Origin of the sequence: Mesotoga sp. HF07.pep.5.2.highcov (assembly GCF_003666285.1) — a bacterium.
Lineage (GTDB): Bacteria > Thermotogota > Thermotogae > Petrotogales > Kosmotogaceae > Mesotoga > Mesotoga prima.
Genome location: NZ_JFHJ01000582.1, coordinates 1 through 12,994, shown reverse-complemented (window position 1 = coordinate 12,994; position 12,994 = coordinate 1). Strand labels below are relative to the sequence as shown.

The window sequence follows — 12,994 nt, the reverse complement described above, 5'->3', positions numbered from 1 at the left end:
TATATAACCAGATACGCTCCCGGGCTGAGAGAGAACGGCGGCGTCTACACACACGCGGCCGCCTGGGCGGTCTGGGCCTTTGCACTCATGAAAGACGCTGCCAGCGCCTACAAAGCCTATTCAGGTATCTGCCCGCCCAACAGGAGCGTGGATATAGACAGATACATGGCCGAGCCGTACGTCACTTGTGGCAATTCCGACGGACCGGTCTCACCGATGTACGGAAGGGGAGGCTGGAGCTGGTACACCGGTTCGGCCCAGTGGCTCCACAGGGTGGCTGTCAACTGGATACTCGGGATAAGGGTGGAAGACGGCTTCATAGAGATAGATCCCGTAATTCCCCCACACTGGAAGGGTTTCAAATACACGAGGAAGTTCAAAGAGACCGTGTACGAAATAGAGGTAAGAAATCCCGAAAATCTTTCGCACTCAGTCGCAACCGTAACGGTCGATGGGAAGGGAGGCGGTCCGAAGATTCCGATCGTAAACGACGGTAAAACTCACAGAGTAGTGGCTATATTGGGAAGAAGTAAAGACTGACTGAAAAAGGAGGGGAAAGTATGAAAAAGCTAGTGATGATAGGTCTCGTGATTCTGCTCGTTACGGCGGCCATGGCCCAGGCCGTAACGATCGTCTATGCCAACTGGAACCTTAGTCTTGACGTCGAGAAGAAGATAGTCGAGGAGTTCATGAAGACTCACCCGGATATCAAGGTAGAGTTCGCCGATCTCGATTACGGCAAGTACGAAGATTCCCTGATCGCCGCGGCCGCCGCTGGAAAGCTGCCCGACGTCATAATGATTCCGAACATCCCCATGGCTCTTGTAAACGACTGGGCGCTGGACATAACGGCCATGACGGCTAAAGATGCAGAGTGGGAAAACATACCCGCCCCGCTGAGGGGAGCCACCGTTTACAATGAAAAGGTCTTCGCCGTTCCTTCGGGCTTCTATATGCTCGGATACTTCGTCAACGAAGATCTCTTCACCAACTACAACGTTCCGCAGCTGCCTTACGCTCCCGACTGGAACACGATGCTCTCGGCGATCAGAAAACTCACCATCCCCAGGGACGGCGTTCTCGGGATAGCCGAAGAGGTCCAGATCCCCGAGTGGTTCCCGGCGACCAAAGATCCCGCGCTGGGCTACTTTACCTGGGACGGCGAGAAGTACAACCTTGATCACCCGGCCTTCATAGAAGGTGTCAAGATCGCCAAGCAGTTGTTCGACGGCAAATTCGTCTTTGACAGCCTTCCGGAAGAGCAGAAACAGCAGTACAACGCCGGCTGGTACGGAGATGTCTGGAACCAGGGCAAGATAGCTATCAGATGGTCGGGCACCTGGGACACGACCTCTTTCGCCACGCTACCCTTCCCGAGCCGCTTTATCGGCGTTCCCGAAGGTAAGGTGACCATTGTGGGAGATTTCTTCATCATCTCTAAGACGACCGAATACCCGGAGCAGGCCTACGAATTTGCCAAATACATAACCTTCGCTAAAGAGGGTATTCTCAAGAGACTGGAGATCGACACGGCCAACCAGTGGACCTCTTTGCCGCTTACCACAGAACAGGCCGTTCTAGACGAATACTTCAAGGTCAAGAAACTCTTCCCGGGAATCGACGAAGCCTTCGCCAGGATCTCCGAGGGTATAGTCGAAGGCGTCAAGATAGTTCCAGGCTATATCCAGTCACGCTGGACGGCGCCAACCGGAATCAAAGTCGGAGACAACGACAACGCCTCTATAGGTGACGTGATATGGAACAGCATGAGGGGTAACGTGAACATAGCCGACTACGCGGGTCAGTTGAACAAGCTGGCCAACGAGCAGTATAAGAACGCTATCGAGAAGATCGCGGTAATGACCGACTGAATGGAGGCTGAACCATAAGCAAGGGCGGAGCGCTGCTTACCTTTTTCTTTTTGGCTCTCGTTTCAATGGGCGCGAATCTCGCGATTCCGTACTCCACGCTCTTGCCGGATATTGAACCTTCTTACGGCGGTGGGACCGTCTGGGCCTCGCCGCCCCTTTCTGAAAACCTCCGGAGAAACGACGGCCTCGAGTTGAAGATAAGTCTGAGCGCGCGCGGCCACTACGTAATCAGGCTCGGTTACACGGTTACCGGCTCTTCGATCCTCCCACCCGAAGTCTCAGTCGAGATAAACGGCGCTTACCAGTTCCTCGAGGCGCAGAGAGTTCCGCTCGTTCAGTACTGGAAATACGAGACGCTGGATTTCCCGCTGAACAGATATGGAGACGAGGTCCTACCCTCTCAGACGATACTCTCGACCCGGCTCGATTACACGCTGCGTGACTCCTCGAGCCTTTTCAGGGAACCATTGCTCTTCTCGTTCGAGGAGGGTGAAAACACGGTGAAAGTGACACTCCTCTCTGGAGAGATAACCCTGCACTCGCTGGAAGTGCTATCGCTCGAGGTAATTCCCGATTACACGAAACCCGACGCGGACCGGCCGAAAGATGATTTTATCACGATAGTGGAGGCCGAACACCCTTCTTACAAGAGCGACACCACCATTAACTCGGCCTCGAGCAGGAGTCTCGATGTCGTTCCCTTCGACACTTACCGCTCGCTTCTCAATACCTTTGGCGGGGTCTCCTGGAAGAACGGCGGACAGACCGTATTCTACGAATTTGAGGTACCCTCGGACGGCTACTACAGTATAGCCTTCAAATATATTCAGGATTCGAAGTCGAAGATGAGAGTCTTTAGAAAGATAACGATAGACGCACCGTGCCATGTAAAGAGCTCGAAAGCTACCCCTTTGATTCCTCGACCGACTGGAAGATAGAAACTCTCCAGAGTGGCGGGGAGAGCATGGAGCTCTACCTCGCCGGGGGCAGGCATACGCTCGGAATCGCCGTCGACGTGAGCGTTTACGAGAGCGTCCTGATGACTTTGAAAACTATGATAGCCCAGATAAACGACTTCGCCTTGCAGATAAGATACCTCACGGGCGGGGGTGAGATAGACAGGAACGTGGAGTGGGAGATCGAGGACTACTTCCCCGGGATAGATGAAACTCTGGCCGCCATGAGAGAGGCACTCATTCGGGAATACTCGGTGGCCTCCTGGATAAACGGCAACGAGGACTCGCAGGAAATGACCTCTTTCAGAACGGCCATAATGTTCCTGGAGCGGCTTATGAAAGACCCCGACGATATACCGAAAAAGCTCGATTTGCTGGTTGGAAGCGTCGGGTCGATCGTCTCGGAACTCTCCGTCGCCCTGAACGGTTTCCAGAATATGCCGCTCACTCTAGACCGCGTATACATCTACTCCGGTGAAGCGGCGCCCACCTTCAAGAAGGCCTCCATATTCGCCTCTCTTTGGGAGGGGATCAAGAGGTTCGTCGATTCCTTCAAACCGGTCCGGTACAAAGCCGTGGGGAGTGAAGGGTCGGTGGTTTTGGAAGTTTGGATAAACAGGGCCAGACAGTACTCTGACATAATCCAGCAGCTCGTGGACGACGATTTCACCCCCAGAACTGGGATAGCGGTGGATCTATCGATCATCAAAGATGAACAGAAGCTTATCCTGGCCAACGCGGCGGGCAAGTCGCCGGACATCGCCCTCGGGATAAGCAACTGGATACCCTTCGAGATGGGGATAAGGGGCGCGGCCCTTGCCCTCTCGGATTTCGAAGACTTCCCGCTCTTCGCCCGCAACTTCATGCCCGGAACCTTTCTTCCCTTCATGTACGAAGGTAAAGTCTACGGTCTCCCCGAGACGCAGGATTTCTATCTCACCTTCTACAGAAAAGATGTGCTCGGTATGCTGAACATCACGGTGCCCTCGACCTGGGAGGAGGTAAAGCTCATACTGCCGGAGCTGCAAAGAAACGGCATGAACTACTACATTCCGATCGGAGGGACGGCCTCCTCCAAGGCCTTCATGACCACGGCTCCCTTCTTCTTCCAGCACCAAGCGCGGCTGTACAGCGAAGACGGTCTTAGCACTGCGATAGACAGGAAGGAAGGTCTGGAGGCGATACGCGAGATGACCGACCTCTTCACCATATACGGCATGCCCCTCCAGGTATCCAGCTTCTTTGAGCATTTCAGGAAGGCCGACATCCCAATCGGCGTAAGCAATCTTGCGACCTACGTCCAGCTGATGATAGCCGCTCCCGAGCTGAAAGGCCTCTGGGGTCTGGCCCCCTCGCCCGGGGTCGATCAAGGTGACGTCGAGAGGTGGCAGACCGGCTCGGCCCAGGCGGTGGCGATCTTCGGCGATACCGCTTACCCGCAAGAGGCCTGGCAGTTCCTCAAATGGTGGCTCTCACGGGAGACTCAATCTCGCTTCGTCTTCCAAGTTCTCAGCACGTACGGGCTCGAGTATCTGATCCTCCCCTCGAACAGGTTCGCCTTCGAGGACGTGCCGCTTCCCCATGAAGACAAAGAAGCGATACGCGAACAGTGGAAGTGGCTCCAGGAAGTCCCCAGGAGTCCCGCAACCTACATTCTGGAGCGCGAGATAAGCAACATTTGGAACAGAATAGTTCTCGAAGGAAAACCTATAAGGGTGGCCGTCGACGATGCCGTGCAGAGGATCAACAGGGAGATCCTCAGGAAGATGGAGGAGTTCGGTTACGTCGTGGACGGGAAAAAAGTCAAAGAGTACGATATCCCCGATCTCGAAAAAATACTGGCCTGGTGGAGTGAGTGAGCTGAAAAGATCCGACGGAAGATGGATAGTGGCCTTTCTGGGGCCGTACGCGGTGATCTTCACCATATTCATAATCGTACCGATAATAATCGCGGTACTGCTCTCGTTCACCAATTTCAACACGATCCAGTTTCCCGATTTCGTGGGGCTGAAGAACTATATCTCCCTCTTCACCTACGACGACGTTTTCATGCAGTACGTTCTTCCCAACACCATCAAGTTCGCCCTCATAGTCGGACCGCTGGGTTACGCCCTCTCCTTCTTCCTCGCCTGGATGCTGGCCCAGATTCCGAGGGTGCCCAGAACGATTCTGGCCCTCATTATTTACTCGCCTTCGATGACGGTAGGGGTGGCCATGCAGGTGATCTGGCTGACGATCTTCAGTGGTGACAAGTCCGGTTATCTTAACAGCCTCCTGATGAACCTTGGTCTCATAAACCAGCCCGTGCAGTGGCTCCAGTCGCCGCAGTACCTCATGATCACGATGATAATAGTGACCCTCTGGAGCAGCATGGGCGTTGGCTTTCTCGCCATGCTCGCCGGTGTGCTCAACACCGATCCGGAGCTTTACGAGGCCGGCTACGTCGACGGGATCTCTAAACGCTGGCAGGAGATCTTCTATATCACCGTACCGCTCATGAAGCCCCAGATGCTTTTCGGGGCGGTGATGTCGGTCGTCTCGACCTTCCAGGCCGGTTACATAGGCGTTCTGCTTTCCGGTTCGAACCCGACGCCCCAGTACGCCGGCCAGCTCATAGTCAACCATATAGAGGACTACGGCTTTTTGAGATACGAGATGGGCTACGCCGCCACGATATCGGTCGTACTTCTGCTCATGATATGGATCTCTTCGAAGTTCGTCTGGTCGATCTTCGGGGAAAGGGAGTGAAAAGATGGCCTTTCAGGGTACGAAGATAAACCCGCGGAGGTTTCACAGGAGCCAGATAAAGTTTTACGCGATTCTCATACCTCTGGCCCTCTTCATGTCGCTTCCGATAATCTTCATCTTCATGAACGCCTTCAAGCCGCCGAATGAACTATTCGCCTTTCCGCCGAGAATCTTCGTGAGGAACCCCACCCGGGACAACTTCAAGGCTCTCTTCAACACGGTCACCCAGTCAGGCATACCGGTGAGCAGATACCTCTTCAACAGTCTGTTGATATCTCTCCTCACTGTTCTGGCGACTATCCTGGTTGGAACGGCGGCCGGGTACGTTTTATCCAAGAAGCAGTTCAGGCTCAAGAAACTGCTCTTCGAAATCAACACGCTGGCGCTCATGTTCGTGCCGATCGCGGTAATGATACCACGCTACATAATAATAGCCAGGACCGGGCTGGTAGATAGCTTTCTGGTTCACATACTGCCCAACCTAGCCATGCCCGTCGGCCTCTTCCTGGTGAAGCAGTTCATAGACCAGATACCCGACTCGCTCATAGAGGCGGCAAAACTCGACGGCGCCAACGACTGGTTCATATACGGCAAGATCATACTGCCCCTCACCAAACCCGCAATCGCAACGATCGCCATACTCTCCTTCCAGACAGCCTGGAGCTCCGTGGAGGCCTCCAATTTCTATATAAACCAGGAGAGCCTGAAGAACTTCGCCTATTATATGTCGACGCTCACCAGTTCCACCAGCGCCATAGCCGGCCAGGGAGTGGCTGCGGCGGCCGGTCTCATAATGTTCTTGCCCAGCCTTGTCATCTTCATATTCACCCAGAGCAAGGTGATGAACACCATGGCGCATTCCGGAATAAAGTGAGGCCCGCGATGAAGAGACTGATCACTCTCGTATTCCTTCTGGCCGCGGCGGTACTATGTGGAAGCGTTTCCTATAACACTTACACCGTCGGGATCGGCTCATTCCTCGTCAAATCCCAGGAGGCCTTTGAGCCGACCGAAGTGCTTTACGGGGAGTTTCTCTCTCCGGAGGACCTCTTCGTCAGGGACGGTAAACTGTACGTCGCCGACTCCGGCAACTCTCGGATAGCCGTGCTCGACGGGAAAGAAGTTAGCTACCTGGCCGAATGGGAGGTGCTGAACCCGCAGGGGATCTTTGTGGATGAGAAAGGGACGCTCTACATCGCCGACTCCTGGTCCAGAAACGTTTACAAATACGACGGACGGGGAGTCCAGACCGGTGTGCTGAGCAGACCAGACTCGCCGCTTTACGGCAAGAGCAACGACTTCATCCCGCTAAAAGTGGCGGCAGACAGGCGCGGAAACGTCTATGTGCTCAGCCAGGGCGTCACGAACGGACTCGTCGTTTTCAACAGAGATGGAAAGTTCGTCGGTTTCTTCGGAGCGAACGAACCCGACGTGACTCTGAGGATGATCCTCCAGAGGCTATTCTTCACACAGTCTCAGAAAGAGCAGCTTCTCCGCATCAAGCCGCCCTCTCCAGGCAACCTGGTGGTGGAAGACTCCGGCCTGGTATGGACGGTAACCACCGGTCTCACAGATAAAGCGATTAAGAGGTTCAACGTCGCCGGCACCAACATATACGGCGACCTCGACTTCTCCAGTTCCGATTTCATAGATCTCGACATAGACGCGTTCGGGAATGTCTACGCCCTGAGCTCGACGGGCCTGATCTTTATCTACGACTCGTATGGGAATCTGCTCTTCCTTTTCGGCGGTCAGAGCTACTACGAAAATAGGAGGGGGCTGCTCAGGTCTCCGGTGGCTATCGACGTGGCCGGGGACGGCAGGATATACGTTCTCGACAAAGAGGACGGAACGATAACGGTTTTCTCACCCACGGCCTTCGGCAGCCTGGTGCTGAAGGGTGTCAGTTATTACAACCAGGGGATGTATCTGGAGGGAGAGGCTATCTGGCGTGAAGTACAGAAGCTGAACAGCAGTTTTCTCCTGACTTACAAAGTGCTGGGCAACATAGAGTTCAAGAGGGACAACTACGGGCAGGCCTTCGACTACTTCTCGCTGGCGCAGGATAAGCGCAGCTACTCCGAGGCCTTCTGGCATCTAAGAAACGACTGGCTCCAGAAGGTCGTCGGTCTTCTCTTCGTGGCGCTTGTGGCGCTGGCCGTTTTCGATCTCGTCCGTTCGGTCCTCAAGCGGCAGGGGAAGATAAAGCCGCGCGCCAGGGCCGGAAGAGAGATAAGGTTCAGACTGTTCAGGGAGTTGAAGGCTTCGCTGAAGTTCCTGAAGAACCCCTTCGACGCCGTTTACGAGATGAAGAGAAACGGGGCGGTTTCCTTCTCCACTGCCACGTTGCTTTACATATGGATGTACGTTCAAAACGTATTGATTCTCTATCTGGCGTCGCCGCTCTTTGTGGGCTTCAGGGCGCGCAACATCGATTTTCTGGCGCTCTTCTACGACACCTATAGGCTGCTCTTTCTCTGGATAGTGGGAAACTTTCTAGTGAGCGAGATCTCCGAGGGCGAGGGGACTTTCAAACACATCTACATAGGTACTATCGAAGCCTTCCTGCCAATCCTGCTCTTCGCCCTGCCTCTGGCGCTCGTGACCAACCTGCTGACGCTCAACGAGGCCTTTATATACACCTTTTCGATGCAGGCCCTGAACGCCTGGTCGCTCGTTATGCTCCTGATCATAATTTCTCAGGTTCACAACTTCACCTTCGGCGAGACGGTGAAGAACGTTTTGCTGACGCTCTTCGCGATGCTTCTTCTCGCCATGCTGATCTTCCTCGTGATCATACTTCTGCGCGAGGAGATCGATTTCTTCCTCTCGATCGTCCAGGAGCTGATCTTCCATGCGGGTTAACAGGGCAGTGGTCGGTTACGCGATAAGGATAGCGCTTCTGGTTCTGGCGACGGTCCTTCTGGGCCTTCTGCTCGATTATGAGCCCGGCGAATCGTCGGGAACGCCCCCGGTGGTCTTCGTTCAGAGGCCGTACACCTTCGAGAGCCCGGTCTTCGAAAAGATTCTTGGAAACGAAAATCTGGAGCTGTACTTCGACAAAAGGTCGGCCGGGATAAAGCTCGTCGATCTGAGAAACGGCAAAATCTGGCATTCGGTTCTGGAAGAGGCCGATAGATCACTAAACAACGTCTGGCAGGCCTTCTTTAGCTCGGGCGTCACGCTCGAACACATAGACGCCAGGAACACCGTCAGACGGCTGAACTCAGTCAGGGACGGTGAGACTGGCTTTGTAGATCTCTCTTCGGATAGCTTCAGCGTGGCCATCGCTTTCCCCGATGTAGGAGCCGCAATCGAGGTCAAATATACACTTGGGGTCGACTCTCTGGATATATCGGTCACGCGGGTCGAAGAGGGCGCGATCAAATTGACCTCACTCTACCTCTACCCTTTCATGGGTGCATCGAAAGGAACGGTTCCCGGAAGCTTCCTCATTCCCGACGGTATAGGCGCGGAGCTCGACCTCTCGAAAAAGACGATCGCTACCTCACCCTTCATCGCGAGGGTGTATGGACGGGACGAAGGCTTCACAGATATCCCGACTACTTTCAGCCTGGATATGGTGACCGATCCAGAGAGAATAACCCTGCCCTTCTTCGCGATAACGGCCGGCGACTCTGCCATGCTAGGCGCGATAGCGGGCGGCGATCTCTACGCCGAGATCCAGGCCTACAAGTCAGGCATAGTCACCCCCTTCAACTGGATAACCACAAGGTTCATATACAGGGAAATGTACAGGAAGCTCCTGAACAAGAAGGGCGAGGGCGTCAGCATACCTCAGGCTCAGAGGAACCCCGTCTCGCCGGCGTTGAGATTCTATTTCCTCGACGGTAAGAACTCGTCCCCGTCGGGGATAGCCGCCAAAGCCAGGGAGGATTTCCTTCGGAGGGGACTCATCCCCTCGCGCCAGTTCGAGCCGGTCGTCCCGCTGAAACTGGAGTTTCTGGTTTCGGAAAGCGAAAAGACCACCTTCGGCAGAAAGGTCCATATAATGACTCCACAGAGCGAACTGGAGAAAATACTCGCCGACGTTGGGAGATACTCTCAACGGACCGTGGTCGTTTTAAGAGGCTACACCTCCGGCGGGCTCTCCACCTCCTCGCCTGATCACCTGCCCTTGGAGAGGAAAGCGATAGAAGATATATCAAGGCTAAGCGACTTCTATTTCTATGTGGACTATCTGACGGCTTACGAAGGATCCGGGGGCGTATCGAGAGCCCGCTACGCTCAGAACAGATCTGAACAGATTATGATCAACGGTCCGAGATTTATCATAGATCCGCGGGAAACGGCCTCTTTCGCGCTCGAAGAACTCGAGAGCTTCTCGAAACTCGGGATCGAGAAGTTCGCCCTCGCCAACCTCGCCGAACTGGCCTTCTCGACCAGGGACAGTAACAGAACTGAAAACGTGGAAGCCCTTTTGGAGACGGTCTCGCTCTTCGACGGGCCGATCCTGTACAACCCCAACCTTTACATGATCTCCAGGGCTTCACACATCTCCGACATCCCTGTCTCGAACTCGGGTTACCTCATAGAAGACAGCGTGGTTCCGCTTCTGCCGTTGGTGTTGAGGGAGTCCTTCTGGCTCTTCACCGCTCCCATAAACCTCACGTCCGACTTCAGACGCGAACTGCTCAGAGCCGTCGATTACGGGCTCTTCCCTGGCTTCTACATAACTTTCGAGAGTTCGATGAAACTCGTAGAGACCGCCTCGTCCGACCTCTTCTCCACCGGGTACGAAAGCTGGAGCGAGAAGATCGAGTTCGCCTACGACTTCGTCTCGAAGGCCCTAGAAAATACGCTAGGCTCACGGCTCGTCGAACGCGTCGAAGTGGCTGACGGTATCTTCAGAAACACCTACGATAACGGAACGTCCATAACACTGAACTACAACGAAAACCCGGCGAGAGCGGGAGATCTGGAAATAGAGCCTCTCTCCTACGTTGTCGAGGTGAGCAGATGAGAATGAAAATAAGGACCAGAGAGGCGCTCCAGGGCCTGGCCTTCATATCGCCCTGGCTCATTGGTTTTCTGATTTTTACGCTCGTACCGCTGGTTAGGACTTTCTGGCTGAGTCTCAACGAGGTCAGGGTTACGGCAAGCGGGATCCGCACCTTCTTCGTGGACTTCAAGAATTACAAGGACGCCTTCCTGACCGACGTGACGTTTTCTGGAATGCTGATTGACTACGCTCTGCAAATGGCAGTCTATATACCGGTAATCATCTCCTTCTCCATGGCCGTCGCGCTTCTGCTCAATCTCAAGATTAAGGGACAGGGCCTCTTCAGGACGATCTTCTTCCTCCCCGTGATAATCTCCAGCGGGCCGGTCCTGGCCGAACTGACCGACAAAGGAGCGATGACCTTCGAGGGACTGACGAACCTCGGTTTCCTCGTAAATCTACAGGCCACGCTGCCGCCGTCGATCGCCAGGCTGCTCGCCTTCGCAGTCGGCTCTTTCATAGTGATCCTTTGGTTCTCGGGCGTGCAGATTCTCATCTACCTGGCCTCACTCCAGAAGATCGACCGGAGTATGTATGAAGCGGCCAGGATCGACGGGGCTTCCGGCTGGCAGATCCTCTGGAAGCTGACGATCCCCTCGCTCATCCCTATTACCTTCATAAACATCGTATATACGATAGTGACCGTCTCTACCTTCTCCACAAGCGCCGTGATCCAGAAGATACAGACGGACATGTACAGACCGGAAAAGGGGCTAGGCTACGCCTCGGCCCTCTCATGGATCTACTTTCTGGTTATGCTCGCGATCATAGGAATGTTCGTTCTGATCAACGTGATATACAGAAAGAAGGGGGGCGAGAGGTCTTGAACGTTCCGCGACTGAACAGAAAGGTGAAGACTGCGGCCGGCATCGCCTCGGTCTATTTCACCTTGCTACTGATCGGCTTCGTCTTTATATACCCGGTGATATACATAGTATCGTACAGCTTCATGGACACCGAGGATCTCGTCAACCCGCTGGTGAGATGGCTGCCGACGAAGCTCTATATTGGGAATTTCAGCGAGGCGGCCAGGGTGCTGGATTTCGCGCCCACCCTGATGAAGACGCTCATCGTGACGGTCCTGCCCTCGATCCTCCAGACCATCTCGGCCTCGATTGTCGGGTATGGCTTCTCGCGCTTCCGCTTCCCTGGAAAAAAGATAATGCTCGCGGCGCTACTGGCGACCTTTATAATCCCCCCGCAGGTCACCATGATTCCCCAGTTTCTCATGTTCCGCGATCTCAAACTCCTCGAGACGATCTGGGCCTTCATACTCCCGGCGACCTTCACGCAGGGAATCAGAAGCGCCATATTCGTGCTGATCTTCTATCAGTTTTTCAACATGCTCCCGCGCTCGCTTGAGGAGGCGGCCAAGATAGACGGAGCCTCGACTTTCAAGATCTTCTACCGGATAGCCGTGCCTTCGGCTACCCCGGCGTATATAATAGCCTTTCTTTTCTCGCTGGTCTGGTACTGGAACGAAACGACGCTCACGGCCCTCTACCTCGGAGAGAAATGGGCCACGCTGCCGCTTAAGCTCCAGAATTTCGCCGTTACCTTCAGGAGAATTTACCCGGCCGATCCCTACTCGGTGGTGGGCAAGAACCTAAACGAAGCGATAGTAATGGCCGGAACCTTCCTGACTCTGATCCCGTTGCTCATGATATATTTCTTCACGCAGAGTTGGTTCGTCGAAAGCATAGACAGAACCGGCATAACCGGGGAGTGATCGAATGAAAAACCTGAAAAGCAGCCTCACCGCTCTTTTAATACTGCTGTGCGTTTTCGCCACAGGTTCTCAAAATCTTGAGAGGGAATACAAAGGTTCCTTCTATTATTTCTGGGAACAGACAAATACTCTGGATCATTCTCCCGGTTATGGGCTGGTTAGAGACAGGTTTCCCGGTAATCCATCGATAGCCAGCATCGCGGCAGTGGGTTTCGGGCTGACCGCGATACCGATCGGTGTCGAGGAAGGCTGGATCAGCTACGAAGACGGTTTTGAAAGGGCTTCGAGAACCCTGGACACCTTCCTGAAGCTAGAGAATTTCCACGGTTTCTTCTTTCACTTTCTTGATTTCAACACTGGAGAGAGGGCCTGGGGCTGCGAAATATCGACGATCGACACGGCTATCTTCCTCTGCGGCGCCCTGACGGCCGGAGAGTACTTCGGCGGAGAGATCGCCGAAAAGGCATCGGCCCTGTACGAAAGGGTCAACTGGAACAGGATGATCGATTACCGCAACAACTATTTCTACATGGCCTACTACCCGGAGAAGGGCTTTCAGGGATTCTGGGACTTCTACGCCGAACAGCTCATGATGTATGTCCTGGCGGCCGGAGCTCCCAATCCCAAATACAGGATCGATCCGGTCGTTTACTACTCCTTCAAGAGG

10 protein-coding genes and 1 pseudogene are annotated in these 12,994 nt (G+C 54.3%); all 11 read left to right on the top strand.

The window, feature by feature from the left end; all coding sequences use genetic code 11:
* Nucleotides 1–540 (top strand): GH36-type glycosyl hydrolase domain-containing protein (locus BG32_RS12300; RefSeq protein ID WP_409072667.1); only part of this gene is annotated, 540 nt, incomplete at its 5' end.
* Between the two features lie 20 nt (nucleotides 541–560).
* Nucleotides 561–1,871 carry an ABC transporter substrate-binding protein gene (locus tag BG32_RS12295; RefSeq protein WP_014731825.1) on the top strand — a complete coding sequence of 437 codons (1,311 nt, stop codon included), beginning with the start codon at nucleotides 561–563 and terminating at the stop codon, nucleotides 1,869–1,871.
* 65 nt (nucleotides 1,872–1,936) lie between these two features.
* A complete protein-coding gene (locus tag BG32_RS12290) occupies nucleotides 1,937–2,809 on the top strand; it encodes a hypothetical protein (protein WP_121526919.1) in 873 nt (290 codons plus the stop codon).
* A gap of 26 nt (nucleotides 2,810–2,835) precedes the next feature.
* Nucleotides 2,836–4,686: an ABC transporter substrate-binding protein gene (locus tag BG32_RS12285; RefSeq protein WP_121526918.1), complete on the top strand. Its 1,851-nt coding sequence runs from the start codon at nucleotides 2,836–2,838 to the stop codon at nucleotides 4,684–4,686.
* Between the two features lie 28 nt (nucleotides 4,687–4,714).
* Nucleotides 4,715–5,575, top strand: a complete 861-nt coding sequence (locus BG32_RS12280; RefSeq protein ID WP_014731823.1) for a carbohydrate ABC transporter permease — start codon at nucleotides 4,715–4,717, stop codon at nucleotides 5,573–5,575.
* A 4-nt stretch (nucleotides 5,576–5,579) separates the two neighbouring features.
* Entirely contained in the window at nucleotides 5,580–6,449 is an 870-nt protein-coding gene (locus BG32_RS12275; RefSeq protein WP_121526917.1) for a carbohydrate ABC transporter permease, read from the top strand.
* 8 nt (nucleotides 6,450–6,457) lie between these two features.
* Nucleotides 6,458–8,440: an NHL repeat-containing protein gene (locus BG32_RS12270; RefSeq protein WP_121526916.1), complete on the top strand. Its 1,983-nt coding sequence runs from the start codon at nucleotides 6,458–6,460 to the stop codon at nucleotides 8,438–8,440.
* Entirely contained in the window at nucleotides 8,430–10,559 is a 2,130-nt protein-coding gene (locus BG32_RS12265; protein WP_121526915.1) for a DUF5696 domain-containing protein, read from the top strand. Before BG32_RS12270 ends, BG32_RS12265 begins: the two co-directional genes overlap by 11 nt.
* A complete protein-coding gene (locus BG32_RS12260; RefSeq protein WP_014731819.1) occupies nucleotides 10,556–11,425 on the top strand; it encodes a carbohydrate ABC transporter permease in 870 nt (289 codons plus the stop codon). The genes BG32_RS12265 and BG32_RS12260 overlap by 4 nt, the downstream gene beginning before the upstream one ends.
* On the top strand, nucleotides 11,422–12,327 hold the full coding sequence (locus BG32_RS12255) for a carbohydrate ABC transporter permease (protein WP_121526914.1): 906 nt from the start codon (nucleotides 11,422–11,424) through the stop codon (nucleotides 12,325–12,327). Before BG32_RS12260 ends, BG32_RS12255 begins: the two co-directional genes overlap by 4 nt.
* Nucleotides 12,328–12,331: 4 nt before the next feature.
* A pseudogene (locus BG32_RS12250) lies at nucleotides 12,332–12,994 on the top strand (hypothetical protein); the annotation flags it as partial.